This is a genomic window from Tenacibaculum dicentrarchi (assembly GCF_964036635.1).
GTDB lineage: Bacteria > Bacteroidota > Bacteroidia > Flavobacteriales > Flavobacteriaceae > Polaribacter > Polaribacter dicentrarchi.
This window is the reverse complement of sequence record NZ_OZ038524.1, coordinates 1,650,796-1,677,625: the sequence shown is the minus strand read 5'-3', so window position 1 is coordinate 1,677,625 and position 26,830 is coordinate 1,650,796. Positions and strand designations below refer to the sequence as shown.

Sequence of the window (26,830 nt, the reverse complement as noted above, 5' to 3'; positions counted from 1 at the left end):
TTTAGTCGTCATCTTCGTTTCCAAAAGGTTTGATTATTACTCCAACGCTAAATATAAAACCGTCTGTTGGTGCATAAATTTCGGAAAATTCTGGATTGTCGTGTGGTGGCAAAACCAATGGCGAAAACCTGCTTTGTCTTCTGTCCGTAAAGTTTTCAAAATTCACAAACGTTGTTCCCCATTTAAAATTTCGCATTGCCACAAAACCCATTGTTATGAAGTCGGTTGTTTCTGTTCCATTAGACAAAAATTGTTTTCCTGTGTAAAACGTTTCGTAACCGATTCGCCATTTTTCAGATTCGTACATCAAAACACTTCCTGCGTTATGTTTTGCAGTTAGCGGTTTTTGTGGATTTCCAGCCAAATAATTCAATTTTGTGTCAATGAGTGCATAATTCAAGAACCAACGAAAATCTTTATAGGTAAACTTGATGTTTGTTTCAGCACCTTTGCTCAAAATTTCATCTGTTGCATTCTCAAATTGGAAAAATCCATTATCAGTTGAATTTAACAGTAATGCATCATTAATCGCAGTTACATAAAACAGTTGATTAATAGAAAAACCAACGGTTTCAAATAAACGTGTTTGATAGTTGAAATCAAGATTTACACCGTAAGAACGTTCCGCATTTAGTGAAGATTTATCAATACCAAGTACATTTTCAAAATTGATAAATTCCGCCTCTTCTGTAAAAATATCTGGAATTTTGTAACCTAATCCACCACCAATTCTGCTCGAAAATCCACTATCGTTTTTGTATAGCAATGAAACTCGTGGAAGCGGAAAAAAGCCAAAATCAGTATTGTAATCTGCTCGCAATCCTGTTTCCAAAATCCAATTATCCGAAATGTCATAAATGTTATTTGCAAATGCTCCATAAGTTATATCTGTTTGGTCGCGTTGCAAAGTTGCATTATCATTTTCATCAAAATCAGAAGTATATAGGTTTGCTCCAAAAATCCAATCTGTTTTATTGGCTGACTTTTGATAGTTTATTTCCGTGAATGTATTGGTTTGTTTACCGTCAAATGTAAAATCGGGAATGGTCAGTTCTCTGTCGAAGAACGAGATACTATTTTTGATAGTTAATGAACTGACGGAATCTATTTGAGTTTCGTAAACCGCTTGACTGCTCAATCTTTTCGATACGTTTTCTTCGGTATATTGATGGATGCCATTTTCGCCACTTTCAATTTTTGTGATGTCGCCACCAATTCTGTCGTCATACGTTCCGTTTAAGCCAAACCAAAATGTTGTTTTTTCCGATGGATAATAAAAGAACTTTGGGTTGAATGAAATCGAAGTTGTTTTTGGCAAGTTACTAAAGTCATCATCTTCTGGGTCATACGCTTTTTGATAATGACCTGAACCATAAAGTGAAACACCAAATTTTTCATTCCGTTTGCTGTAAAATACATTTGCTGTACTTCCCAGAGCTTGGGTTTGTGTCAACATAATATCCAAAGCAGGTTCTTCGTCTGGTGTTTTGGAAACCATATTTATCAAACCTGCAATTGCACCACCACCATAAAGCGTTGATGAACTTCCTTTTATTATTTCAAATTGTTTTAAGTCTAATGGCGGAATTTGTAAAATACTCAAACCGCTGGAAAAACCGCCATAAAGTGGAAATCCATCTCTCAAAAGTTGTGTATAGCGTCCATCGAGACCTTGAATTCTAATGTTGGTATTTCCGCTACTTAACGAAGTTTGTTGCATCTGTATGCCTGTACTTTCTCGAAGTACCATTGAAATATTTGTCGGGTTCATTACTGCTTTTTCGCCTAATTCTTCCGCTCCAATAAATTCAATTCGAGTTGGAATTTTTCTAACAGTTCGTGTACTTCTTGAAGATTGTATGACAACTTCGTCAAGTTCATTACCTCCAGATTCGAGCTTGAAAGCGAACTCCTTTTTTGTTCCAACATCAATAGTAGTTTCTATGGTTTTGAAGCCTATGTATGAAATTTTTATAATGTGGTTTCCATTTGGGATTTCTGTAAATGTGGCAATTCCGTAAAAATCTGTTACTGCTCCTTTTGCTAATTCTTCAAAATAGACGGTAGCACCCAATAATGGTTCGTTGGTTCCTGCATCGCTAACAGAAATGGAAATATCGCTCGTCTGTGAGAACGATATGATTGATACGAATAAAAATAATGTGTTTAAAAATATGTTTTTCATCTGCTTATTCTGATTTAAAAGAATAGTACAAATGTAAATTCCTTTTACTGCAACTCGATTGCAAAGATTACTTGTTGCAGTTGTCGCACAAGCCTTTTACAACCATATTAGCTTGTTGTAGTTTGAAGTTTTGAGGAAGTTCAATTTGAGGAATTGGAACATCGAAAAGGCAGAATGTTTTATCGCAGTTTGTACAGTAAAAATGATAGTGCAAATCCTTTGGGTCGCAGTTACAGCCTTTGGCACAAACCGCATATTTGGTCATTCCAGAACCATCTTCAATGCTGTGGATAACTTTGTTTTCCTCAAATGTTTTCAGCGTTCTGAAAATCGAACTTCTGTCAGTATATGCCAATGCGTTTTCAATATCTTTTAAAGATTGGGCTTTTTCTTGGCTCAAAAGATGTCGTAAAACCACAGTTCTGACTGCGGTGTTTTTTACTTTTTTTATTTTTAGGATTTCTTCTTCAGTTTGCATTTTCCTAATGTATCATTTTTTTCGAGCGTTGGCGAAAAACAGCTCTTTTATTTTTTTAGCGTTGGTATTTCGCGTTGGCAAAAAAAATAAATGTGCTGTTTGTGCGGTTGGCTTTTTTAGTTCAAATGTTGAATTTTAGAACGATTTTTTGCATTATGCACAACGGTTTTGTATATGGTTTGTTGCGTATTTCAAGTTCTAAATATATTAAATAAAAATGGAATAGAAAATCCCCTAAGGATTTTCGTAAGTAGATAAGCACTAGCAATAAATTATATATGTTGTTGCCCACAGTTATTTTTTCAGTTCGATTAATAACATATCACATTGGTCGTTAATATAATTCAATTTAGGAACTAATTCCATTGAAGTTGGTTCATTCAGCCAATCTTGTGGTTTTCCCCAAAATTTCGATTTACTATGCAAATAATCAGGTAAATCTTTCAATTCAGCATTGATTGATTTCTGTAAAGCAACATTCCATAATTCCGCTAAATCCATATTCGGTTCATAACCATTATTATCAATAAAATTCCGAGTTTTAATTGACGCTAATTGGATTGAAGTCAAAGCATCTGATAAATTTTCTCTTCTTTCTTGCGATATTCCTGTAAGATTGAGTTTCTTTAATTCTTTTATTGAAGCCCTAATTGACTCTACTAAAAGTGTTTTTCCAATAAATTCTACAACTCCCATTTTATTCAACTATTACTTTTGTTCTACTTACCCAATATATTCTAATATCGAGTTTTTTTAATGCAGGATTAATTTTATTAATTACTATTCTTTGTTCTTCGGTATCTGGCAATGCTATTCCAACTTTCGTTTTGTTTCCACTTGGTAAACTTGAGATAACTTTCATAGTTGCTAATAAAGCTACCGAAATATGTGATTTAATTTGATTCCGATTAAATGGTAGTCCAAACCTTTTAGACGTTTCCACAGAGCTTGTTTCTCCTTTAGCCTCAATATATAAAGTTTCAGATTCCGTTTCCGCAATTATATCAATTCCTTGTTGATTAGTGGTCAAACTTTGGGTAATTCGATAACCTTTAGTTTCAAGGAAATCGGTTACTTTTTCAACTATATCATTCTCGGTTAGCATTTTTTTCATAATTGTGGGCAACGGTTTGTATATGAAAAGTAGCAGAATAAAAAAGCTATAACTTTCAATTTAGCAATAAAGATAGCAGTAAAGCACAAATTTTGTAGTTTGCACTTGACTGCTGTTTTTTATATACTGTGTTGGCAAATGTGCGTATTTATTTTTCAATTATTCTTGCTCGAAAAAAAGACCTTTTATTGAATCTTCAAAAATAGCAATACTCAAATCTCCTCCGTAATCATTTTTTAGGAATCCATTTTCGGTAATATTTGCACTAACTAATATATTATTTTCAAATTCATTATATAAAGATATTACTCCTTGTCCTTCTAATTGAACTGTAAAGTACGCTTTATCAGAAATCTCTTTTACCAAGTTCAAATTGGGCTTCCATCTATTATGGTCGACTGCAACATATTGAGCTTCGGAGTTATTATTTCTTATTCTTATGAGAGGTAACGTGTAAGATCCTGTATCTACAAATTCCCCATTTTTTATACCTCCTATAGTTACTTTTACATTTTCGTATTCTAATCCGGTTGTATTTCTTATTTCAAACATAAATCCAATTTGAACATTTTCTTCATCTGAAGGTAAACATGAAGTTAGCAAAAATATACAACAAATTAATATTAATTTCAGTTTGTTTAAATTTCTCATAAATCATTTAGTTTTTAATTAGTAATTGTTTTTTCGTTTTTAGCATTTTTGCCAACGCCTAGTGTATGTGGCGTATTTTTCCGCCAGGAAAATATGCGCTCATACACTTTGTTAACGTGCGTTTTTTTCTTTTTTAATTAAAATACCGTTATAAAATCACATATTTTTCAGCGTTTTTATTCGGCATTTAACTTGTCTAAATTTTCATATAAACTTACGCTAAAAAATCTAAAATCGGGAATATTCAGAACATTTATTCATTTTTATTTTCGATTGCGTAAACGAGCTAAAAAATCTACGGTTTTATTTCGGAATTATAAGCAAAATCTTACGTAATATTTTTTAAAATCTGCTGTTTTACGATTCCGTTTATATTGCGCAAACGAGCTAGAAAGTCCGCTGTTTTCATTACAAACAGATTCACGTAATCTTTGTCAGAATTTTACTTTTCGAAAATGCTTAATTACGTTAATATTCCGTGTAATTTGGCTTAATGCAGGTTAACGGTTAGTATATGAAAAGTAGGGCAGTAGATAAGCACTATCTTTTCGGTTTAATACTTAGCTAAATATAAATATTTTGTTTTTAATTTTCGTTTAAATGCCAAATTTTATATTTAGCGGACTTTGTAAATAAACACGGAACTTTAGAGTTAGCACAAAACCCCTATTTTTTATATGCTATGTTGTAAGTAGTTTTATTCTATAATCTACTTTTTAAACAGAAAAATAACTCAAATATAGTACCGCCTGTAACTACATCAGATATTTCTTTTAGTTTTTCTTCTAATTCATCTATATCTTTTAAAATTTGTGGTGTTTTAGGTCTATCTCTTAATGATTTAAGAGTACTCTTACAAGTATCTCCTAAATGCTTTTTTTCAGGGTCAACTAATTCTGTGAAAATACCACCCCAATTTGCACGATTATTGATTCCGTACATCATTTCATTTATTTTATCCATTTGATTTCCTTTTGTTAAAGATGAATAAATTTTTGTCGTTATATATTTTAGTATAATTATTGTTATAACATATGATATTAAAAAAATGATTGTGTTATCAAATAGTTTTCTCAGAAATACCCAACTTAATACATAATAAGCAGAAAAAAAAATTATGTTAATTGTAATTCCGAAATATTTACTGTTTTTCCAACTTTCTTGATTTACCATATTCGTTTTTATTTTATTTATGAAGTTTTATATATTCTAATTTTTGAATTATTTGAGTTTTATGATACCCATTAGGTTCTAATTGTAAGTATTTTTTGAAATTTAGTATTGCTTTTGATTGATAAATTTTAGAAGCAGAAAGAGAAATACTTTCTACCTTCAATGACTGTTGTAAATAAGATTCACCTAAAGCACATATTGTTTCTGGATGATTTGGTCTCTTCTTAATTGCTTTTTCTAAATATGTTATAGATTCCGAAAAATTTCCTTCCCTATATCTTTTTATACCTAAATCTTGTAAATTTTCAAATGAAAACATTTTTTTTACAAAAATGATTATTCCTATACCAATTAATGTTATAAATATCCAACTCATTTTTAATAATTAAAATTTCTGCCTACTCCTAATTTTAAGTCTTAATTCTGCTTATTCCGACTGTTATAAACTTTTTGAATTCATTCATAAATTGGATTTAATGATTCAAATATTCTCTTTTAGTGAGTTACTTTTCCATTCTATTGTTTCAAATTACTTACAACGCCATGTGTATGTGGCGTATTTTTCCGCCAGGAAAATATGCGCTCATACACTTTGTTAACGTGCGTTTTTTCTTTTTTAATTAAAATACCGTTATAAAATCACATATTTTTCAGCATTTTTATTCGGTGTTTAACTTGTCTAAATTTTCATATAAACTTACGCTAAAAAATCTAACATCGGGAATATTCCGAACATTTTTTCATTTTTATTTTCTATTGCGTAAACGAGCTAAAAAGTCCGCCATTTTCATTTCGGAATTATAGACAAATTCTTGCGTAATATTTTTTAAAATCTGCTGTTTTACGATTCCGTTTCTATTGCGTAAACGAGCTAGAAAGTCCGCTGTTTTCATTACAAACAGATTCACGTAATCTTTGTCAGGATTTTACTTTTCGAAAACGCTTAATTCCGTTAATATTCCGTGTAATTTGGCTTAATGCAGGTTAACGATTTATATATGGTTTGTTGCATTTTTGAAGCACTAAATTAAGTAAATAAAAACGGAATAGAAAATCCCCTAAGGATTTTCGTAGGTAGGCGAGCACTAGCAATAAATTATATATTTTGTTAGCTTTTCGTTTATTTTTCCTTTTTTACAATTAAAATACCGATATAAAACCACATATTTTTCAGCGTTTTTATTCGGCGTTTAACTTGTCTAAATTTTCATTCCTAATTTCGCAAACAGGCTAAAAGTCCGCCATTTTCATTTCAGAATTACAGACAGATTCTTGCGTAATATTTGTCAGAATCCCACAGTTTTTCATTTCCGATTGCATAAACAGGATAAAATTCCACCGTTTCTATTTCATAATTGCGGACAGATTCTTACGTAATATTTTTCAAAATCTTCTGCGTTAAAATTCCATTTCTAATTGCGTAATATTTATCAGGATTCTACTTTAGGAAAACGCTTTATTTTTCCAATTTCACGCATTTTTTTTGTTAATGAAAGCTAACGCCATGTGTATGTGGCGTATTTTTCCGCCAGGAAAATATGCGCTCATACACTTTGTTAACGTGCGTTTTTTCTTTTTTAATTAAAATACCGTTATAAAATCACACATTTTTCAGCGTTTTTATTCGGCGTTTAACTTGTCTAAATTTTCATATAAACTTACGTGAAAAAATCTAAAATCGGGAATATTCCGAACATTTTTTCATTTTTATTTTCGATTGCGTAAACGAGCTAAAAAGTCCGCCATTTTCATTTCGGAATTATAAGTAAAATCTTACGTAATATTTTTTAAAATCTGCTGTTTTACGATTCCGTTTCTATTGCGCAAACGAGCTAGAAAGTCCGCTATTTTCATTACAAACAGATTCACGTAATCTTTGTCAGGATTTTACTTTTCGAAAACGCTTAATTCCGTTAATATTCCGTGTAATTTGGCTTAATGCAGGTTAACGGTTTGTATATGGTTTGTTGCGTTTTCCATGCACTAAATATAATAAATAAAAACGCAATAGAAAATCCCTAAGGATTTTCGTAAGTAGGCGAGTACCAGCAATAAATTATATATTTTGTTGGGCTACGTTTTTTTATATTAAAATTTAAAATTATGAAAATAGAAATTAAAAAACCATCTTCAAAAGATGTAAAACAAGTTATTCTTTTTGCCTCAACTCTTACGTTTTTGGCTGTGGTCATTAAAACAGTAACAAAAGATTCGGAAAAACCGATACAAAAAACATATTCAGATTATTAGTCTTTTTGTTTTTTTACCGAACCATTTCCAATTGTATAACCAATTACAGAACCTAATAAAGTTCCAGTAATAGATTCTTTAATAACTCCATTCATAGATAATAAAATGATTGTAAATAAAAGTAAAATACATATAATTAAATCTTTAGACATTTTCCATTTCCAAAATGTTAGTTTACTATTATCTAATATTTTATCTGCTTCAATTTTCTTTGATTTAATTTCATTGTTTTTTTCAATAATTTCACTGATTTTTAAATCCTTAATGATATTTTCTACAAAATCAAATAAAGGTTTTAACTCAGTGTTTTTTATTTCCTCGTTATTTTCTTTTTTTTCACTCATTTATTTAAATGTGATTGGTAATGTAGCCCAACGTTTTTGTATATTATTTGTTGCGTATTTCGAGCACCTAATTTAGTAAATAAAAGCGGAATAGAAAATCCCCTAAGGATTTTCGTAAGTAGGTTAGTACTAGCAATAAATTATATACGGTGTTGTAGTACGTTTTTATTATTTAAATTTCGTTTTTATTCTTTTCCAAAAAGTTTGTTTTTCTTTTTTAGTATCGTCTTTTGTCAAATCAAAAGTTATTGAAGCTACTTGTCCATCAACGATTTCCACTTCATCAGAATTTTCTACTCCAACATTCAAAAAGGCTTGTGTCAACATTTCAGATTGTTCTCTTAATCCTTTCCAAATAGGTGAATTAAATACCTTGTTTTTTGCTTCTTTATGGTTAAATCCGAAATCTTTTATTAAAGTAAGAATAGAATGCATTGGCGAGATTCCAATAAGTTTTAAATCCACAATTAATTTGTCTATATCTGCTTCTTCTTCACCTTTTTTCAGTTTATTAATCAACTCCTCTTTTAGATAGTTTCGAGCAATTTGTTCAACTTTTTCTCTTGCTTTCTCTCCGCAAATAATTCGTTTATCATATTCATTAGAACTATCAATTTGGTTTTCTTTATTAAGTATATCGTAAACACACCACCACCAATAATTTTCATCCATCCATTCAGCACGTAATATTAGACCTGACCATTTCGCTATGCAATCGTTTTTTAAGTCACCATTCCATTTTATTGGTTTGTTAAAATCTCTATTTTTTTTAACTATGTTCATTGGTTTTTGGTCAAATGTGCTACAACGCCTAGTGTATGTTGCGTATTTTTCCGCCAGGAAAATATGCGCTCATACACTTTGTTAACGTGCGTTTTTTCTTTTTTAATTAAAATACCGTTATAAAATCACATATTTTTCAGCATTTTTATTCGGTGTTTAACTTGTCTAAATTTTCATATAAACTTACGCTAAAAAATCTAAAATCGGGAATATTCCGAACATTTTTTCATTTTTATTTTCTATTGCGTAAACGAGCTAAAAAGTCCGCCATTTTCATTTCGGAATTATAGACAAATTCTTACGTGATATTTTTTAAAATCTGCTGTTTTACGATTCCGTTTCTATTGCGTAAACGAGCTAGAAAGTCCGCTGTTTTCATTACAAACAGATTCACGTAATCTTTGTCAGGATTTTACTTTTCGAAAACGCTTAATTACGTTAATATTCCGTGTAACTTGGCTTAATGCAGGTTAACGTTTAGTATAAAACACGTAGGGCAGAGGATAGGCACTGACTTGCGGGTTTGAAACTTAGCCAAATATAATATTTTGTATTTATCTTTTATATTGAAAATGCCAAATTTTATATTTGGCGGACTTTATAAATAAACACAGAACTTTGAAGTTAGCACTTCAGCCCTATGTTTTTTATACATTGTTAGGCATAGTAATTTTAAATATTTCTTCCGCTCTTTTGAAATTCACACCAAGTTTTCCTTTCCAACCAGCTAAAGGCATGACAATATCAGAACGGGCAGGTTGTTTGTCTAATTCCTGTTTACTGTCTAAAATTCCTAATATAGCTAATGTTTGTAAAATCCCATACCTTTTATATTTGTCAGTTTTAGGCAATAATTTTTCTTTTCCAATACGCTTTTCAAGTTGCCCTGGTGTTTCATTTTCATCTGCTTTGTTAATTGATAAAAGCAACTTAATTAGGTAATCGTTATCTTTTTGGGTTATTATTGGTTTTTCGTATTGTAAAATATCCTTTAATTCTTCCAAAAAAGTTGATGGTTTTTCATTCCAAGAATGACCAAGATATTTACCTATGAGCCAATACATTCTATCACTTGCATCTTCTTTTGGAAGATTACAAATAACACAGGTTGAATATTCATCAGTTTTATATTCATGTTTTTTAACATCTTGAAGGTATAAATAACTTATTAGAGTTTGTCTAAATCTTGGAACTTCCCCAGTCAAACCTTTTATAAATAAAGCTGTTGCAAAATCTAATGTTAATTTTCTGTTTTTCTTTAATTCTAAAAATTCTTCAATAAATTCATTATGTGTACGTTTTTGCATTGTATTTGGCACAAGATTATGTTTTTTCAATAAATCTTTTTGCTCATCAGTTAAAAAATCGATTTTTTTCCCCCTTACGCCATAATCATATTTGGTATCAAAATCTGTATTTGTATGATGATATACTTTTCTTAGGATTGAAATCGCTTTGTTTTTTTCTTTTAGATTCATTTTTATCTTATTATGCCTAACGTTTCACAGCTATGTACGTCGTATTTTTCCCGCAGGGAAAATATGCGACATAGGTTTTGTTGTAGGTTTTAATCCTACGGTGTTTAAATTAAAAAATAAATAAATATTAACTTAAATCAAAAATAAATGTTTGGATTAATAACTTTTGGAATAGCTTATTTAATAGCAAAAAAATTAGATGAAGCAGGAGATTATAAAGAACCTAAAGGTAGTAATAAAAATAGGTATAAGTAGGTTATTACCTACAACGTGTTTGTGTATGATTAGTGGCGTGTTTAAGCACCTAATTTAGCAAATAAAAACCGAATAGAAAATCCGCGAGGATTTTCGTAAGTAGGCTCGAACTAGCCATTAATTATACACATTGTTGCCCACAGTTTTTATTCCGATTGATTAATTTTTTCAAATTTCCAACCACATCCTTCGTCGCAATTCAAATAAGTTGGAACTAATATTATTCTATTTGATTCCAAAGTGTAATTTTCAATAAATGTTCCTTCTGGGTTTTCAATTCCAGCTGTAAATCCGTCACAATCAAAATCCAAAGTCAGTTTATTAGAATTTATGGTATAGTTGCCAGAGCTACATTCAGAGAAACGAGTTGAAGTAAATTCTCCATTTACAGAAAAACTATATGTATATCCGTTTTCAACAGAATTCCAACTACCAGAACCATCTCCAGGGTCACTATAAACTTCTATTAGTTTCCACGTTCCTACAATCGAATTTTCGTCTTTTATATTTTCATCGTCATTGCTACAGCCAAAAAGGGTAAGCACAAAGCAAGAAATCATTCCAAGTTTCAGTAATTTTTTCATAATTCTTTGATTTATTATTTATTCGTACGGTTTTTTTTAAATTGTGGGCAACGGTCTTGTATATGAATAGTAGCGGATTTTATGCACTAAACTTTCGGTTTTGTACTGACCTTAAATTTATAAAATTTACCTTTGATAAAGCACTTAAACCGCTATTTTTTATATACGGTGTTAGCACACGTTTTTATTTGAATGCTTTGTTCATTTTTTCTATTATTGGATAAAAATCTTTAAAAATATTCAAATTCCCCTTTTTTTCCTCTTCCTTGAACGCTTCAAGTACTTTTGTTTTAATTTTTGACCTTGCTGATTTTCCGTCTTCAGAATTTTCCATTGATTGTTGAACTAAATCTACATTTTCAGAATATACCTTAGAAAGCAGATTAGAAGGAACAAGTCCTTCTATACATTTTTTTCCAGTTTCATTTTTACCAATGATTATAAATTCTTTGTTTTCTGTTAAGCCTAATGATAGAAAAGTCTTTTTAGTATCCGAATATTTGTCTAAGTCTACCGTTACAATAAAGCGTTTAAATCTTTCTTTAATAAACCTTAAAAGAATATTATTCTTAATATTTCCAGCACCACCATAAGGGAAAATTTCTCCATCGAAATTCAGCTTTTTACTTCCGTGTTTTGATTTTTTCAGAAGTTCGAAATATTCTTTGTCAGAAGTTCCTTCTACTAAAATAATATCATTTTTCCCACTAAATATGGTTGATTTTAAAGGTCCGAAATCTTCTCCTGTTATTCCTAACGACAATGCAAAAGGCTCATACCATTTTTCTCCTTCCGTATCTATTAATTTAGAACCTTTCTCTTTTTTATTTAAATCTCTTTCTAATAATAAATTAGCTTTTGGTTCTTTATGACTTAATAAATATGGACTGTGAGTTGCAACGAGTATTTGAATTTTAAATTCAACTGCAATATCTTGTAATATTCTGCCAAATTCAGCTTGAGCAGATGGATGTAAAAAACTTTCAGGTTCTTCAACTATTACAATAGGTGTTAGTCTTTTATTTAGATTTGAAGATTGTTGTATTCGTTTTGCGTTCATTAAGTTTAGCAGAATAAGCGTTCTGTTTTTTGTTCCTGAACCATAATCTTCTAAAGAAACTTCTATACCTTTTTCTTTTAATGAAATTTCAATACTTTCTCTATCTATGTTTAGACTTGGTATTCCAAGAGAAACATCATATTTTTCAGTTAATCTTCCAAGTAAAGAACCAAACTCTGTTTGATGTTTTTTAAGGGATTTTTTTACTGCACTTTCTAAAGTTTTTTTCTTTTTCGTTATCAGTTCTAAATCATCACTATTCAAGTATGACGATAAAGAATCTCTTCGTTTTTGTGCAAAGAAGAAAGGCTCATTTTCCGTTGAATTATGGAATAAAACACTTTCTGAGCTCCTAATTCTGTTTAATAATTCATCTCTCTTGTATTCGTCTTCAATTTTATGACCGCTAAAAAATATCTCAATATTTGTAGAGTTTTTATCGGGTAAGTTAGTTGCTTTTATTAGTAATATTTCTTTTTCAGATTCTGTTGTTTCCTCTTCTTTAAAAACCATTTCTCTAATAAATTTATAGAGTCCTGCATCATTATTTTTATCTAATTCTAATGCTATTTCTATGTATATAGATTCTTTAGTTTTTTCTTTGTTTTTCCAATATGGATAATCAGAACTATAGTTTACTGGTCCAGAAGGACCTTGAGAAAACATTTTATAATCGTAGGTTAAGAAAGATAATATAGCTTTAATTATATTAGATTTTCCTGAATTATTTTTTCCTGATAATGCATTGTAGTAAGGATTAAATTCAATTTCAATATCTTCTAAACTTCTGTAGTTTTTAGCTGTAATTTTCTTTATTATCATAGGTTTTTTTCAAATGTGTGCTAACGCCTAGTGTATGTGGCGTATTTTTCCGCCAGGAAAATATGCGCTCATACACTTTGTTAACGTGCGTTTTTTTCTTTTTTAATTAAAATACCGTTATAAAATCACATATTTTTCAGCGTTTTTATTGGGCGTTTAACTTGTCTAAATTTTGATATAAACTTACGTGAAAAAATCTAAAATCGGCAATATTCCGAACATTTTTTCATTTTTATTTTCGATTGCGTAAACGAGCTAAAAAGTCCGCCATTTTCATTTCGGAATTATAGACAAATTCTTACGTGGTATTTGTCAAAATCTACTGTTTTACGATTCCGTTTCGATTGCGTAAACGAGCTAGAAAGTCCGCTATTTTCATTACAAACAGATTCACGTAATCTTTGTCAGGATTTTACTTTTCGAAAACGCTTATTCCGTTAATATTCCGTGTAATTTGGCTTAATGCAGGTTAACGCCTAGTGTATGTGGCGTATTTTTCCGCCAGGAAAATATGCGCTCATACACTTTGTTAACGTGCGTTTTTTCTTTTTTAATTAAAATACCGTTATAAAATCACACATTTTTCAGCGTTTTTATTCGGCGTTTAACTTGTCTAAATTTTCATATAAATTTACGCTAAAAAATCTAACATCGGGAATATTCCGAACATTTTTTCATTTTTATTTTCGATTGCGTAAACGAACTAAAAAGTCCGCCATTTTCATTTCGGAATTATAAGCAAAATCTTACGTAATATTTTTCAAAATCTGCTGTTTTACGATTCCGTTTCTATTGCGTAAACGAGCTAGAAAGTCGGCTATTTTCATTACAAACAGATTCACGTAATCTTTGTCAGGATTTTGCTTTTCGAAAACGCTTAATTATGTTAATATTCCGTGTAATTTTGGCTTAATGCAGGTTAACGCCTAGTGTATGTGGCGTATTTTTCCGCCAGGAAAATATGCGCTCATACACTTTGTTAACGTGCGTTTTTTCTTTTTTAATTAAAATACCGTTATAAAATCACACATTTTTCAGCGTTTTTATTCGGCGTTTAACTTGTCTAAATTTTCATATAAATTTACGCTAAAAAATCTAACATCGGGAATATTCCGAACATTTTTTCATTTTTATTTTCGATTGCGTAAACGAACTAAAAAGTCCGCCATTTTTATTTCAGAATTATAGACAAATTCTTGCGTAATATTTTTCAAAATCTGCTATTTTACGATTCCGTTTCTATTGCGTAAACGAGCTAGAAAGTCCGCTATTTTCATTACAAACAGATTTACGTAATCTTTGTCAGGATTTTACTTTTTGAAAACGCTTAATTCTGTTAATATTCCGTGTAATTTGGCTTAATGCAGGTTAACGTTTTTATATATGGTTTGTTGCGTGTTTCGGGTAACGAATATAATAAATTATAACGGAATAGAAAATCCCTAAGGATTTTCGTAAGTAGATGAGTACTAGCAATAAATTATATATGTTGTTGTGCCACGTTTTATTCAGTAAATGGCTTTTCATTCCGCCAATATTAAAGAGAATGAGTTGTTAAAATTCAAAATATTATGAAAAACAAAGCATTAAATCCTATAATTATAGACAACGATATTTTATTAAATGAGTTCTCTACGGATTCTTTTTTCTCTGAAAGCGTAGATGACTTAGCCAAAAATAAAGAAGGGAGGCAAACATTATACACTGTTTCTGTTAATGGTATTCACCCAGAATTTAACGAGTTTATAGTTGTCCCTTCTTTAAAAGAAGCTGAAAAGTTAAAATCTATATTAACTAAATTGACCCCAGTCACGTGATACAATCCAATTAGCATTCCACGTAACAAATTCAGAAGGCTCAAAATTAATGTCTAAAACCTCTATGTTTTTAATAACATCAGGTTTTAAAGGAAGAGTGTGTCCTCCGCTTGAGCTCTCAAAATCCCATAGGTGATATTTTTCTGATTTGTCTTTAGTGTTTTTCCCTTGAGACATTCCGAAATCCATAGGTGCGCAAATTCTTGTTATATCCTCGTTATACTTTTTAGCAAAAAACGTTACTTTAATTTTCTGCTTATTGTGTATCGCATTAATAAATAGCTCTTTCATAGTTATTTTTATTTGGGTTCTAGTTGCTAATGTGGCACAACGGTTTGTGTATGAAACGTAGCGTGTAAAAATAGACTACAGTTTCAGGTTATATACTTAGCCGAATATAAATATTTTGCTTTTATTTTTTTATTTTTAAACGCAAATTTTATATTTGGCGGACTTTGTAAATAAGCGATAACTTTGGGTTTAGCACTTGCTAGCTATGTTTTATACACGTTGTTAGCAAACGTTTTTTATTATTTCGTTCTGTATTAATTCTTTTGATAAATTCATTTCGATTTTAAAAATTTCTGCAAATTGTTTAATATCTATTCCAATATTGTTTTTGTTATTCTTTGTAAGAGAATGTTGAGCTTTAGTTCTTGGTTTGTTTACTCTCTTATATCCATACTTTTGATTGTGCTTTATTTTTTCAAATAATTCGGGGATTTGACTAGGAATGTCTGTTGATTTTGAATTTTCATAATCTGTCGAAATACACATTGTTTTAAATGTTCCTTTTTGATAGTCGAAACCAAAATTGAAATATTTACCGTCTATTAAAATCTCTTTTTCTATAGGTACTCCCAAAATGGCATTCCCGTGAGTTTCTACGATGTAATAATCTGTTAAGTTTAATAAGTCAGCCACTTTTTTAAAATACATTTTTTGAAAAATAGTTTCAAGTTGGTTGTCACTTATAAATCGCTGTTTTGGGTTTTTAATTTCTTCCTTTTTTTGATGTTTGGTTTTGTGTCCATCATCAAATACATTAATGAAATCAGAAGGTGTTTCAAGAAAGTCAGCTATAATAATTGAAAAATTCTCAAGTGTTTTGATATACTCCAATAAAATTAGTCCGTCAGTGTTATTTTGTATTTTAAGTTTCTGTAGTGAATTCAATAATTGATTGTAGCTAATGTTTTTCCAATTGTCATTATTTGATTTTTCATCTATTAAAGTTAAAAAGAAAAAGTCTGTATTTATATTACCATATTTTTGTTGAATAGATTCTTTATATCTATTTAATTGATTTGAATGCTGTGAAGATTTAAGTTTATTCTCAATACAGATTACACCATTTTGGGATTTTATTAAAATATCTATTTTTTCATATTCTGTTATTATTTCAGAAACTTCAAAGTTGGTAATATTCAGAAAGTCAGAAATAAATTCATTTTTTTGATTTGAAGTCAAACTTTTATTGTCTTTTGATAATATCCATTGTAGTATTTGAGAATGGATTTTTTCCATATCAGCAATTCCTAAATATTCAAAAAAAGTTCTATTCATTCGTGATTTATTTTAATGTTTGCTAACGGTTTGTGTATGAAACGTAGCGTGTAAAAATAGATTACAGTTTCAGGTTATATACTTAGCCGAATATAAATATTTTGCTTTTATTTTTTTATTTTTAAACGCAAATTTTATATTTGGCGGACTTTGTAAATAAGCGATAACTTTGGGTTTAGCACTTGCTAGCTATGTTTTATACACGTTGTTAGCAAACGTTTTTTATTATTTCGTTCTGTATTAATTCTTTTGATAAATTCATTTCGATTTTAAAAATTTCTGCAAATTGTTTAATATCTATTCCAATATTGTTTTTGTTATTCTTTGTAAGAGAATGTTGAGCTTTAGTTCTTGGTTTGTTTACTCTCTTATATCCATACTTTTGATTGTGCTTTATTTTTTCAAATAATTCGGGGATTTGACTAGGAATGTCTGTTGATTTTGAATTTTCATAATCTGTCGAAATACACATTGTTTTAAATGTTCCTTTTTGATAGTCGAAACCAAAATTGAAATATTTACCGTCTATTAAAATCTCTTTTTCTATAGGTACTCCCAAAATGGCATTCCCGTGAGTTTCTACGATGTAATAATCTGTTAAGTTTAATAAGTCAGCCACTTTTTTAAAATACATTTTTTGAAAAATAGTTTCAAGTTGGTTGTCACTTATAAATCGCTGTTTTGGGTTTTTAATTTCTTCCTTTTTTTGATGTTTGGTTTTGTGTCCATCATCAAATACATTAATGAAATCAGAAGGTGTTTCAAGAAAGTCAGCTATAATAATTGAAAAATTCTCAAGTGTTTTGATATACTCCAATAAAATTAGTCCGTCAGTGTTATTTTGTATTTTAAGTTTCTGTAGTGAATTCAATAATTGATTGTAGCTAATGTTTTTCCAATTGTCATTATTTGATTTTTCATCTATTAAAGTTAAAAAGAAAAAGTCTGTATTTATATTACCATATTTTTGTTGAATAGATTCTTTATATCTATTTAATTGATTTGAATGCTGTGAAGATTTAAGTTTATTCTCAATACAGATTACACCATTTTGGGATTTTATTAAAATATCTATTTTTTCATATTCTGTTATTATTTCAGAAACTTCAAAGTTGGTAATATTCAGAAAGTCAGAAATAAATTCATTTTTTTGATTTGAAGTCAAACTTTTATTGTCTTTTGATAATATCCATTGTAGTATTTGAGAATGGATTTTTTCCATATCAGCAATTCCTAAATATTCAAAAAAAGTTCTATTCATTCGTGATTTATTTTAATGTTTGCTAACGGTTTGTGTATGAAACGTAGCGTGTAAAAATAGATTACAGTTTCAGGTTATATACTTAGCCGAATATAAATATTTTGCTTTTATTTTTTTATTTTTAAACGCAAATTTTATATTTGGCGGACTTTGTAAATAAGCGATAACTTTGGGTTTAGCACTTGCTAGCTATGTTTTATACACGTTGTTAGCAAACGTTTTTTATTATTTCGTTCTGTATTAATTCTTTTGATAAATTCATTTCGATTTTAAAAATTTCTGCAAATTGTTTAATATCTATTCCAATATTGTTTTTGTTATTCTTTGTAAGAGAATGTTGAGCTTTAGTTCTTGGTTTGTTTACTCTCTTATATCCATACTTTTGATTGTGCTTTATTTTTTCAAATAATTCGGGGATTTGACTAGGAATGTCTGTTGATTTTGAATTTTCATAATCTGTCGAAATACACATTGTTTTAAATGTTCCTTTTTGATAGTCGAAACCAAAATTGAAATATTTACCGTCTATTAAAATCTCTTTTTCTATAGGTACTCCCAAAATGGCATTCCCGTGAGTTTCTACGATGTAATAATCTGTTAAGTTTAATAAGTCAGCCACTTTTTTAAAATACATTTTTTGAAAAATAGTTTCAAGTTGGTTGTCACTTATAAATCGCTGTTTTGGGTTTTTAATTTCTTCCTTTTTTTGATGTTTGGTTTTGTGTCCATCATCAAATACATTAATGAAATCAGAAGGTGTTTCAAGAAAGTCAGCTATAATAATTGAAAAATTCTCAAGTGTTTTGATATACTCCAATAAAATTAGTCCGTCAGTGTTATTTTGTATTTTAAGTTTCTGTAGTGAATTCAATAATTGATTGTAGCTAATGTTTTTCCAATTGTCATTATTTGATTTTTCATCTATTAAAGTTAAAAAGAAAAAGTCTGTATTTATATTACCATATTTTTGTTGAATAGATTCTTTATATCTATTTAATTGATTTGAATGCTGTGAAGATTTAAGTTTATTCTCAATACAGATTACACCATTTTGGGATTTTATTAAAATATCTATTTTTTCATATTCTGTTATTATTTCAGAAACTTCAAAGTTGGTAATATTCAGAAAGTCAGAAATAAATTCATTTTTTTGATTTGAAGTCAAACTTTTATTGTCTTTTGATAATATCCATTGTAGTATTTGAGAATGGATTTTTTCCATATCAGCAATTCCTAAATATTCAAAAAAAGTTCTATTCATTCGTGATTTATTTTAATGTTTGCTAACGTGTTTGTATATGAAAAGTGCTGTTTTGTGTGCGAGGATTTTCCGCAGGAAAATCAGATGTAGCAAAACGGCACTGACTTTTGTGTTATGACTAAATTAAGCATTTTTTATATACTTTGTTGTAAGTAGTTTGTTTTTTTTCAATTCTGTATTTTTTCAATTCTACAAACGTTATAAATTCAGATTTCACATAATAATTCAGTCAATTTTATTTTCAGATTTTGCGTAAATTTTGCGATTTCAATTCTGTATTTTGCTCAATTCTACAAATGTTATAAATTCATGTTTTGCGTAATAATTCGGTCGATTTTATTTTCAGGTTTTATGTAAATTCAAGTATTTATAGATTCTAAATTTTATTCGTAATATTTTTATAGCGATATTTTCAAATTCTGTATTTACTTAAAAATCAGGTTCTAATTGCGATATTTTTGCGAATTACTTACAACGTTTTATATATGGTTTGTTGCATTTTTGAAGCACTAAATTAAGTAAATAAAAACGGAATAGAAAATCCCCTAAGGATTTTCGTAAGTAGGTTCGCACTAGCAATAAATTATATATTTTGTTGCAAGTAGTTTGTTTTTCAGTTTATAATGCTGTTTTTTCCAATTCCAATTTTCTGCATTTTCTCAATTCTACAGCCGTTATAAATTCAGATTTTGGATGATAATTCGGTCAGTTTTATTCATTCCGTTTTTATTGATTTATGCGTCAATATTTTAAATCAGCGGTTGCGTCAATTTTCCAATTCCAATTTTCTGCATTTTCTCAATTCTACAGCCGTTATAAATTCAGATTTTGGATGGTAATTCGGTCAGTTTTATTCATTCCGTTTTTATTGATTTATGCGTCAGTCTTTTAAATCAACAGTTGCGTAAGTTTTTCAGTATTTTGCTCATTCTTTAGAGGGTTTTTAGGGAAATAGTTTCCGATTATACTTCTTTATTAGCCTTAAAAAACACATTATAATTTGCGTGATTTTTTGCCAATTACTTGCAACGCCTAGTGTATGTGGCGTATTTTTCCGCCAGGAAAATATGCGCTCATACACTTTGTTAACGTGCGTTTTTTTCTTTTTTTTTAATTAAAATACCGTTATAAAATCACATATTTTTCAGCGTTTTTATTCGGCGTTTAACTTGTCTAAATTTTCATATAAACTTACGCTAAAAAATCTAACATCGGGAATATTCCGAACATTTTTTCATTTTTATTTTCGATTGCGTAAACGAGCTAAAAAGTCCGCCATTTTCATTTCGGAATTATAGACAAATTCTTGCGTGATATTTTTCAAAATCTGCTGTTTTACAATTCCGTTTTGATTGCGCAAATAAGCTAGGAAATCCGCTGTTTTCATTACAAACAGATTCACGTAATCTTTGTCAGAATTTTACTTTTCGAAAATGTTTAATTACGTTAATATTTCGTGTAATTGGCTTAATGCAGGTTAACGCCTAGTGTATGTGGCGTATTTTTCCGCCAGGAAAATATGCGCTCATACACTTTGTTAACGTGCGTTTTTTCTTTTTTAATTAAAATACCGTTATAAAATCACACATTTTTCAGCGTTTTTATTCGGCGTTTAACTTGTCTAAATTTTCATATAAACTTACGCTAAAAAATCTAAAATCGGTAATATTCCGAACATTTTTTCATTTTTATTTTCGATTGCGTAAACGAGCTAAAAAATCTACGGTTTTATTTCGGAATTATAAGCAAAATCTTACGTAATATTTGTCAAAATCTACTGTTTTACGATTCCGTTTCTATTGCGTAAACGAGCTAGAAAGTCGGCTATTTTCATTACAAATAGATTCACGTAATCTTTGTCAGGATTTTACTTTTCGAAAACGCTTAATTACGTTAATATTCCGTGTAATTTGGCTTAATGCAGGTTAACGGTTTGTATATGGTTTGTTGCGTTTTTAAAGCACTAAATTTAGTAAATAAAAACGGAATAGAAAATCCCTAAGGATTTTCGTAAGTAGGCTAGTACTAGCAATAAATTATATACGTTGTTGGGGCTAGTTATTTGTTTTTTCTAGCAGTCTTTTCTTCATTTCTAAACTCTCTCTGTATTCCAAAGCTTCTGATTTCATTGTCCAATGTGTTTCTAATTTAAATGTATCGACTTTAGCCTTGATTTCACTAATTGGCATAGCGAAAAATTCCTTTCTGTAATTTACTTTATTTACTCTTTCAGAATCGAAAGTTCTATGTAATTCTTTTTCTAATTTCGGAGCATCTTCTGAATGAATCATTGCGTGAACGTCAAATGTAAATGGAACAGAAGCATCTCCTAATTCTTTAACTCTGTCTAAAGGTTCTAACCTTCTTGTTAGTCCAATTTTATATACGTTTTCTCCAAATGAACCAACATTAGAAATTATGTAAACGTGTCCTCTTTTTGTTTGTTGAGCCATTGACATTGCTCTTTGTCCTTTCTCTTCTGCTATAAATAGTTTTTGCTTAATATTTTCTAGTTCTTGCTCAAATTTAGCTCTATCTTCGTCAGCAACTTTTAGTAATTTTGCCTCAATTTCTTTCCTTGCTTTTTCAAGCATTTTTTCTTCTTTTTCAGCTTCTTTTCTAGCTTTTTCAAAATCTCTTCTTGCTTTTTCTTCTTCTCTAATAGCTTCTCGTATTTCTCTTTGCTCTTGTAAATCTTGTTTCTTTATTTCGTGAACTGTAACTGCTAATTTTAATTGTTCTAAAACGGTTTCATAATATCTATTTGTAATTTTTGCATTTCTAAAGGCTTTACCATTATGATTTACCAGACGAAAAGCATCTTTTAAAGATTGTTGAAGTTTGCCATAATTGTCATATTTAACTTTAGCCATTATAGTATCAACTTTTCCATTAAAGGCATCTAGGACAAATTCAATTGCTGTTGTTTTTCTATGAACTTCAACATAATCACATTCTGCAACTTCATTATTTTTAATCATAGACTTTATAAGTGTTCTAATTTGTGCAAGTTCTTGACCAGCTTTTTTATGATTATATTCTTCTGCTAAATCGTCTAGAAGTGAATGGTTAGGTATTAAATATTCGTCTCCATAACCTTTAATGATATTTTTCATAGCTTTTACAGTTTTTTGATACTGTTCAGCATTATTCTTTGCTTCCCAAGCTTCTCCGGCTATACTTTCAGCTTTTGAATTAGCTTCATTTTCAATTTTTGTTGCAATTTTATGAGCATTTTCTAATATAATTTCAGCTCTATTTTTTGTTTCAGTTGCCTTTTCTCTTGCTTCTTTTCTTATTGTATTTACTTCTGATTTTGAACTTTGAATAATCTCTTCAACTTCAATTTTAGTTTTTTCTAACCTTTGCTCAATTTCATTAGAAATTTTTTTTAATTCATTATCAATATCTTTTATTGGCTCATATTTTTTTAAGTATTCAGTAGATTTTTGGTATTCTGAAAAATTATTTTTCTCCTTTTTAAATTTTTCATTTAAATCAGATATTTCCTTTTCTTTATTATCTCTTTCTTTTTTTAATTCATCATTTAAATCAGATATTTCTTTTCCTTTATTATCTCTTTCTTTTTTTATTGAAGAATTTTTAGATAATAAAACGATAATAATTATTATACAAATAGTAAGTAAAAATGTCATTTCTTTCTTTTTTTAATTAGCCCCAACGGTTTTATATATGGTTTGTTGCGTGTTTGAAGCAACTAATTTAGTAAATAAAAACGGAATAGAAAATCCCCTAAGGATTTTCGTAAGTAGATAAGCACTAGCAATAAATTATATATGTTGTTGTAATTAGTGATTTTCTAACTAAATTTCTCATTTCTTAATTTTCAATTTTTCCGTTTTATTTCTCTTTCTTTTTTTACGTTTCTACTTAAAACTCCGCCTTAATTAATTCACGCTTTATTTTCAGCGTTAATTTCTGCCTTTTTTTTACGTTTCCGCTTAAAACTCCGCTTTAAATTCTTTCTTTTTTCACGTTTCTGCTTCAAACTCGACTTTAATTAATTTCCACAGATTTATTCACGCTTTACTTTTCAGAGTTTAATTCTGTTTTTTTCTCTTTTTTAGGATTTACTTTCTAAAAATAGAGTAGCAGTCATTTTCAATTTTTCCAGCGTAATATTATTCAATATTAATTTCTAGAAAATAAAAATCACTAATTAGGAATTTCAGGCTGAAATTCCGCCATTAATTACAACGGTTGGTATATGAAAAGTAAGCGAATTCGAAGCACAAAACGTTCAGCTTACAAGAAAATTGAAACGGGCTACAAACCTTGATACTACTACTATCTCGCTTATTTTTTATATACATTGTTGTGTGTTCGTTAATTCTTTTCTTATGTCATTTATAAGATTGTCAAAGTTTTCAGATTTATTAATTATCGCATTTTTGTCGACTTCAACTCTCACTTCTCCAAGAATATCAATTTTTAATTTTGATATATTATGGTTACTTCTAATTTCTCTAAACTTTGTATAATCTTCAACTCCTTTGTTAAATTGAGAAGACAATTCTTTTGCAAAAAGCAAGTTGTTTTTCACATACTCAATGGATATTTCATTTACTTCTACTAATGGCCTTTCAATTGTGCAAATAGCATAGTTTGGTTCGTCTAACATTACTTTACTCGCTTGACTTGGTGCAAATAAGAAAGGATAACTACTATTGTTTTTGAATGATTTAACTTCTAAAAAATACGACTTCTCATTATTTGAAATCTTTAAATCAAACGCTCCAATACTGATTTTTTCAACATTAAATTCAGTTAAGGTATTCTTAATTGCTTCTTCAACCTTTTCACCAACTTGATACAAAAATTCTCTATTTCTTTTTTCTTCTCTTAAATCTTCGGCTCTTTGTTTCAATAATTCCGTAGAGCCAAGTTCGGTAACAATATCAATTAATTCTGCTAAATCTTTTGTTGAAACATTTGATTCTTGAATTTTAGATAATAGATTGACGCTATCTTCATCTTGTAACATTTTAATTGCCGAAATACCAATATTTGAATTGCCAACAGTAAGTTTAAATAACAAAGATTTTGATTCACTAACGAAAGTGCTAAAATAGGATTCTGCTAATTTCTTGTTCTCGCAATCTTCAATCCATTCGATTAAATCTAATATTGGGCTTTTAAATTTATCTAATACTCCTTCTCCTGGATTTTGATATTCATTCGTTTGTATTGTTGAAATATTATCTTCGATACTTTGACTTAATTCTTCAAATTTGCATTTTTCATTAAAATCAAAAAGAATACCATTATGGACTAAAAATCCTTTCCAATCTTCATGACTATTCAGTTTAAATAAAATGTCAACTAATTCATCATTTAATGGGGTTTCTTCTGTTCCAAATGATTTTGCAACTTCAAAAGAAATAAACTCCTTATATCGATTGGGAATAATCCTAATATTTTCTTCTACTAAAAACTTAAAGCCACTATTTGACTGAATTAAATTAAGATAATTATTTAGCCAAAAAAGTGAATCTTCTTCTGTCTTGCAGAGTCTTTCTTGTAAACCACTTAGTCCTTCTAATGACTGAATTTCTTTATGAACTAATTCTATAAAAAGTTTTATTGTAGTAAAGAAAACAAAAGGAGATAGGTTCTCAATATTTTTTACGTTATCATCAAGTTTGAATAGTTCTTTACCGAAGTTAAACAACTTATACTGAAAGTTATCAGCCGTAGAATTTGAAGTTTGCAATTTTAAAATATCAGTTAAAATATCCCGTGCATCTACTCTTCTTAAAAAGACAGAAACTTTGTTGTTGTAATCGCCTTGTTCTTCTTTTAGTATTTTATTAATGCTTTCAGAAATTTCTGAACAACCTTTAGTATCAATACTTAAGCCTATATTTATTTCTCTATCTATTAAATCATTTCTCCAATGTTCACCAAGTTTGTCTAAAATATCCAATAATTCATCTGGAATAGGTTTTTGAGAGTCTTCAATATGTAATTCACTTAATTTTTTGAAATTGCCATATTGATTTGGTATTAACTCATAATTTGATAATAAATCTGTTTGTTGAGTTTTTACTAAATAACTATAAAGATTATTTAACCACTTATTTAAATCGTTAACATCTACTAATTCTGTACTTTTTAATAGATTTTCTTTACTACCAAAATCATTAATGATTTGTGCTAAATCTTCTACATTTTTAGATAATTTAATTCCCCAATTTTCTCTTTGTTCTTTGTCAGTTTTAGGCCCTAATATTTTTAACCAATCAAAATGTTTTTCTTTTTTCGGAATTCTATTAGAAGAGTATATTGGTCTTGCTAAATCATAGAATTCTACTTTAAATTCTTTTGTATCGCCATCTTCAGGAATAATAGCATTTTTCAAATCAATTATCACACCTTCTTCTGTTTCAAATAATGGCATTTCAATTAATTGCTTTCTCCAATCAGTTTGAATTTCTGTATACCAATTATTAGAAAAATCTTCCCAAGTTGATTTTAATTCAGGTCTTCTTGTGTAAGCACAAATATGTCTATTTATTGCCTTGTTAGTTATTAACCACTGAGTAAATTCTTGAGCAACAGAAATTGCATTTTCGATAGATTGTCTGTTGTCAATTGATTCTTTACTTTCTTCTGAATGTAAAACAATACTATCTCTATCTTCTGTTGGGTTAAAGGTGTGCCCATTTAAGATATATGGAAAATGGAATTTTTCAGACCCAATCAAAGGGAAATCTCTAAATAAGTTGGGTTGTTGTCCAAAATGTTCAATTAATGTGATTGGGTTGAAATTATTCACTTCTATTGCAAGAGTAATTTCGTTTTTACCATAGGAAAGAAATTTTTTCGATTCTTGATTACTAATTTTAACTTCATATGCAGTTACACCATCTCTTTTGAAAATTTCCTTTTTCGCGTAAATCTCTTGAACACCATTGTTTACTACAGTTACCTTTTTAATCTTTTCTAAATTAACTAAGGTTTGTGGTAATGTATTTACTAAATCATCAATTCCATCTTTTGCCCATTTTTTACTTTTATCACTTATTAATTCATACTCAAACGAGGTATCAAATGATTGTTCTACACGATTAGTTTCATAATTGTATTCAATAGGAAAAACCTGATTGTTCTCGATTTGTGAAATGTGTTCTAATGCTGTTTTGATTTTTGGAATTAAATCTTCTGACGAATCGCCACTTCTATCTAAAATAATATCAAATTTTCTATGAATTCCATTATGAAAGACAAAGCCTTTTACAGAAATTTTTCTCGACAAAAGGTGAGTGCTAATAAATCCTGTTCCAAATTTACCCGTTACTTCTTCATTGCTATTCGTTGAATCTTTAGAACTTACTTGTTGAATAAGTCCCATAATATTTTTCAAAGTGAACGGATTTCCGTTGTGCCAAAATTTTAATGAATTTTCGGTTAATTCAATTTTTATTGAAACTTCTCCAAATCTGTTCGGAATATCCTTTGCATTTTGCATTAATTCCCAAACCCACCTTTTCGAAGATTGAGTAGGTGTTTCCATTACTTTTGATAAAATCTGTCGAATTTTATCCGCAGTTAATTTTCGATTATTATGTTTCTCAATTTCTTCTGGCGTTAAATCTCTTTCCATCAATTTTTTGTATTCTATGTTCGGTGGTTCTGTAATGACACACAACGTTTTTGTATATGATTTGTTGCGTGTTTCAAGCAACTAATTTAGTAAATAAAAATGGAATATAAAATCCGCAAAG

General features: G+C 29.2%; 22 protein-coding genes. 2 read left to right on the top strand and 20 right to left on the bottom strand.

All coding sequences use genetic code 11. From position 1 onward, the window contains the following. Nucleotide 1: 1 nt before the first annotated feature. The 8 genes from ABNT14_RS07310 to ABNT14_RS07275 all read right to left on the bottom strand — a co-directional run bounded on the left by ABNT14_RS07310 (nucleotide 2) and on the right by ABNT14_RS07275 (nucleotide 6,494). Nucleotides 2-2,185, bottom strand: a complete 2,184-nt coding sequence (locus ABNT14_RS07310) for a TonB-dependent receptor (protein WP_072765500.1) — start codon at nucleotides 2,183-2,185, stop codon at nucleotides 2-4. Nucleotides 2,186-2,252: 67 nt separating this feature from the next. After that, nucleotides 2,253-2,663 carry a Fur family transcriptional regulator gene (locus ABNT14_RS07305; protein ID WP_047788656.1) on the bottom strand — a complete coding sequence of 137 codons (411 nt, stop codon included), beginning with the start codon at nucleotides 2,661-2,663 and terminating at the stop codon, nucleotides 2,253-2,255. A 294-nt stretch (nucleotides 2,664-2,957) separates the two neighbouring features. Then, on the bottom strand, nucleotides 2,958-3,359 hold the full coding sequence (locus ABNT14_RS07300) for a hypothetical protein (protein WP_101902274.1): 402 nt from the start codon (nucleotides 3,357-3,359) through the stop codon (nucleotides 2,958-2,960). Nucleotide 3,360: 1 nt separating this feature from the next. Beyond that, the gene (locus ABNT14_RS07295) at nucleotides 3,361-3,777 is read right to left on the bottom strand and encodes a restriction endonuclease (protein WP_101902275.1); all 417 of its coding nucleotides are present in this window, start codon (nucleotides 3,775-3,777) and stop codon (nucleotides 3,361-3,363) included. Between the two features lie 159 nt (nucleotides 3,778-3,936). Next, a complete protein-coding gene (locus tag ABNT14_RS07290) occupies nucleotides 3,937-4,428 on the bottom strand; it encodes a hypothetical protein (RefSeq protein ID WP_239758937.1) in 492 nt (163 codons plus the stop codon). Nucleotides 4,429-5,130: 702 nt separating this feature from the next. Continuing rightward, entirely contained in the window at nucleotides 5,131-5,391 is a 261-nt protein-coding gene (locus ABNT14_RS07285) for a hypothetical protein (protein ID WP_145993567.1), read from the bottom strand. A 223-nt stretch (nucleotides 5,392-5,614) separates the two neighbouring features. Further along, nucleotides 5,615-5,977, bottom strand: coding sequence for a tetratricopeptide repeat protein (locus ABNT14_RS07280; protein ID WP_101902278.1), 363 nt, complete (start codon nucleotides 5,975-5,977; stop codon nucleotides 5,615-5,617). 370 nt (nucleotides 5,978-6,347) lie between these two features. Further along, the gene (locus ABNT14_RS07275) at nucleotides 6,348-6,494 is read right to left on the bottom strand and encodes a hypothetical protein (protein WP_180947639.1); all 147 of its coding nucleotides are present in this window, start codon (nucleotides 6,492-6,494) and stop codon (nucleotides 6,348-6,350) included. A 1,210-nt stretch (nucleotides 6,495-7,704) separates the two neighbouring features. On the opposite strand from ABNT14_RS07275, the gene ABNT14_RS07270 reads away from it, so the two are divergent. Next, nucleotides 7,705-7,851: a hypothetical protein gene (locus tag ABNT14_RS07270; protein WP_159459527.1), complete on the top strand. Its 147-nt coding sequence runs from the start codon at nucleotides 7,705-7,707 to the stop codon at nucleotides 7,849-7,851. Here the strand turns inward: ABNT14_RS07270 and ABNT14_RS07265 are convergent. The 5 genes from ABNT14_RS07265 to ABNT14_RS07245 form a co-directional block, all read right to left on the bottom strand. Next, nucleotides 7,848-8,195 (bottom strand): hypothetical protein, encoded by a 348-nt coding sequence (locus ABNT14_RS07265; RefSeq protein ID WP_101902435.1) that lies wholly within the window; start codon nucleotides 8,193-8,195, stop codon nucleotides 7,848-7,850. The genes ABNT14_RS07270 and ABNT14_RS07265 overlap by 4 nt on opposite strands. Nucleotides 8,196-8,363: 168 nt before the next feature. Next, nucleotides 8,364-8,978: a hypothetical protein gene (locus ABNT14_RS07260; protein ID WP_101902434.1), complete on the bottom strand. Its 615-nt coding sequence runs from the start codon at nucleotides 8,976-8,978 to the stop codon at nucleotides 8,364-8,366. A gap of 647 nt (nucleotides 8,979-9,625) precedes the next feature. Further along, entirely contained in the window at nucleotides 9,626-10,456 is an 831-nt protein-coding gene (locus ABNT14_RS07255) for a hypothetical protein (RefSeq protein WP_101902721.1), read from the bottom strand. Nucleotides 10,457-10,857: 401 nt separating this feature from the next. Then, on the bottom strand, nucleotides 10,858-11,295 hold the full coding sequence (locus tag ABNT14_RS07250; RefSeq protein ID WP_101902722.1) for a lipocalin family protein: 438 nt from the start codon (nucleotides 11,293-11,295) through the stop codon (nucleotides 10,858-10,860). 184 nt (nucleotides 11,296-11,479) lie between these two features. After that, nucleotides 11,480-13,177 (bottom strand): ATP-dependent nuclease, encoded by a 1,698-nt coding sequence (locus ABNT14_RS07245; RefSeq protein WP_348719369.1) that lies wholly within the window; start codon nucleotides 13,175-13,177, stop codon nucleotides 11,480-11,482. A gap of 1,571 nt (nucleotides 13,178-14,748) precedes the next feature. Between ABNT14_RS07245 and ABNT14_RS07240 the strand changes: the two genes are divergently transcribed. Beyond that, nucleotides 14,749-14,994 carry a hypothetical protein gene (locus ABNT14_RS07240; protein WP_348719368.1) on the top strand — a complete coding sequence of 82 codons (246 nt, stop codon included), beginning with the start codon at nucleotides 14,749-14,751 and terminating at the stop codon, nucleotides 14,992-14,994. Here the strand turns inward: ABNT14_RS07240 and ABNT14_RS07235 are convergent. The 7 genes from ABNT14_RS07235 to ABNT14_RS07205 form a co-directional block, all read right to left on the bottom strand. Then, on the bottom strand, nucleotides 14,968-15,285 hold the full coding sequence (locus ABNT14_RS07235; protein ID WP_348719367.1) for a hypothetical protein: 318 nt from the start codon (nucleotides 15,283-15,285) through the stop codon (nucleotides 14,968-14,970). The genes ABNT14_RS07240 and ABNT14_RS07235 overlap by 27 nt on opposite strands. Nucleotides 15,286-15,507: 222 nt before the next feature. Next, nucleotides 15,508-16,560 (bottom strand): PD-(D/E)XK nuclease family protein, encoded by a 1,053-nt coding sequence (locus tag ABNT14_RS07230; RefSeq protein ID WP_101902257.1) that lies wholly within the window; start codon nucleotides 16,558-16,560, stop codon nucleotides 15,508-15,510. 208 nt (nucleotides 16,561-16,768) lie between these two features. Beyond that, the gene (locus tag ABNT14_RS07225; RefSeq protein WP_101902257.1) at nucleotides 16,769-17,821 is read right to left on the bottom strand and encodes a PD-(D/E)XK nuclease family protein; all 1,053 of its coding nucleotides are present in this window, start codon (nucleotides 17,819-17,821) and stop codon (nucleotides 16,769-16,771) included. Nucleotides 17,822-18,029: 208 nt separating this feature from the next. Beyond that, nucleotides 18,030-19,082: a PD-(D/E)XK nuclease family protein gene (locus ABNT14_RS07220; protein WP_101902257.1), complete on the bottom strand. Its 1,053-nt coding sequence runs from the start codon at nucleotides 19,080-19,082 to the stop codon at nucleotides 18,030-18,032. Nucleotides 19,083-20,322: 1,240 nt separating this feature from the next. After that, nucleotides 20,323-20,469, bottom strand: coding sequence for a hypothetical protein (locus tag ABNT14_RS07215; RefSeq protein WP_348719363.1), 147 nt, complete (start codon nucleotides 20,467-20,469; stop codon nucleotides 20,323-20,325). A gap of 667 nt (nucleotides 20,470-21,136) precedes the next feature. After that, entirely contained in the window at nucleotides 21,137-22,738 is a 1,602-nt protein-coding gene (locus tag ABNT14_RS07210; RefSeq protein WP_101902717.1) for a DUF4041 domain-containing protein, read from the bottom strand. Nucleotides 22,739-23,406: 668 nt separating this feature from the next. Beyond that, nucleotides 23,407-26,709 carry a sacsin N-terminal ATP-binding-like domain-containing protein gene (locus ABNT14_RS07205; RefSeq protein ID WP_101901313.1) on the bottom strand — a complete coding sequence of 1,101 codons (3,303 nt, stop codon included), beginning with the start codon at nucleotides 26,707-26,709 and terminating at the stop codon, nucleotides 23,407-23,409. Nucleotides 26,710-26,830 lie beyond the last annotated feature (121 nt).

Excerpts from the sequence above, each read along its gene's own strand:
- ABNT14_RS07310 (WP_072765500.1), bottom strand. The coding sequence starts at position 2,185 with ATGAAAAACATATTTTTAAACACATTATTTTTATTCGTATCAATCATA.
- ABNT14_RS07305 (WP_047788656.1), bottom strand. The coding sequence starts at position 2,663 with ATGCAAACTGAAGAAGAAATCCTAAAAATAAAAAAAGTAAAAAACACC.
- ABNT14_RS07300 (WP_101902274.1), bottom strand. The coding sequence starts at position 3,359 with ATGGGAGTTGTAGAATTTATTGGAAAAACACTTTTAGTAGAGTCAATT.
- ABNT14_RS07295 (WP_101902275.1), bottom strand. The coding sequence starts at position 3,777 with ATGAAAAAAATGCTAACCGAGAATGATATAGTTGAAAAAGTAACCGAT.
- ABNT14_RS07290 (WP_239758937.1), bottom strand. The coding sequence starts at position 4,428 with ATGAGAAATTTAAACAAACTGAAATTAATATTAATTTGTTGTATATTT.
- ABNT14_RS07285 (WP_145993567.1), bottom strand. The coding sequence starts at position 5,391 with ATGGATAAAATAAATGAAATGATGTACGGAATCAATAATCGTGCAAAT.
- ABNT14_RS07280 (WP_101902278.1), bottom strand. The coding sequence starts at position 5,977 with ATGAGTTGGATATTTATAACATTAATTGGTATAGGAATAATCATTTTT.
- ABNT14_RS07275 (WP_180947639.1), bottom strand. The coding sequence starts at position 6,494 with ATGAAAACAGCGGACTTTCTAGCTCGTTTACGCAATAGAAACGGAATC.
- ABNT14_RS07270 (WP_159459527.1), top strand. The coding sequence starts at position 7,705 with ATGAAAATAGAAATTAAAAAACCATCTTCAAAAGATGTAAAACAAGTT.
- ABNT14_RS07265 (WP_101902435.1), bottom strand. The coding sequence starts at position 8,195 with ATGAGTGAAAAAAAAGAAAATAACGAGGAAATAAAAAACACTGAGTTA.
- ABNT14_RS07260 (WP_101902434.1), bottom strand. The coding sequence starts at position 8,978 with ATGAACATAGTTAAAAAAAATAGAGATTTTAACAAACCAATAAAATGG.
- ABNT14_RS07255 (WP_101902721.1), bottom strand. The coding sequence starts at position 10,456 with ATGAATCTAAAAGAAAAAAACAAAGCGATTTCAATCCTAAGAAAAGTA.
- ABNT14_RS07250 (WP_101902722.1), bottom strand. The coding sequence starts at position 11,295 with ATGAAAAAATTACTGAAACTTGGAATGATTTCTTGCTTTGTGCTTACC.
- ABNT14_RS07245 (WP_348719369.1), bottom strand. The coding sequence starts at position 13,177 with ATGATAATAAAGAAAATTACAGCTAAAAACTACAGAAGTTTAGAAGAT.
- ABNT14_RS07240 (WP_348719368.1), top strand. The coding sequence starts at position 14,749 with ATGAAAAACAAAGCATTAAATCCTATAATTATAGACAACGATATTTTA.
- ABNT14_RS07235 (WP_348719367.1), bottom strand. The coding sequence starts at position 15,285 with ATGAAAGAGCTATTTATTAATGCGATACACAATAAGCAGAAAATTAAA.
- ABNT14_RS07230 (WP_101902257.1), bottom strand. The coding sequence starts at position 16,560 with ATGAATAGAACTTTTTTTGAATATTTAGGAATTGCTGATATGGAAAAA.
- ABNT14_RS07225 (WP_101902257.1), bottom strand. The coding sequence starts at position 17,821 with ATGAATAGAACTTTTTTTGAATATTTAGGAATTGCTGATATGGAAAAA.
- ABNT14_RS07220 (WP_101902257.1), bottom strand. The coding sequence starts at position 19,082 with ATGAATAGAACTTTTTTTGAATATTTAGGAATTGCTGATATGGAAAAA.
- ABNT14_RS07215 (WP_348719363.1), bottom strand. The coding sequence starts at position 20,469 with ATGAAAACAGCGGATTTCCTAGCTTATTTGCGCAATCAAAACGGAATT.
- ABNT14_RS07210 (WP_101902717.1), bottom strand. The coding sequence starts at position 22,738 with ATGACATTTTTACTTACTATTTGTATAATAATTATTATCGTTTTATTA.
- ABNT14_RS07205 (WP_101901313.1), bottom strand. The coding sequence starts at position 26,709 with ATGGAAAGAGATTTAACGCCAGAAGAAATTGAGAAACATAATAATCGA.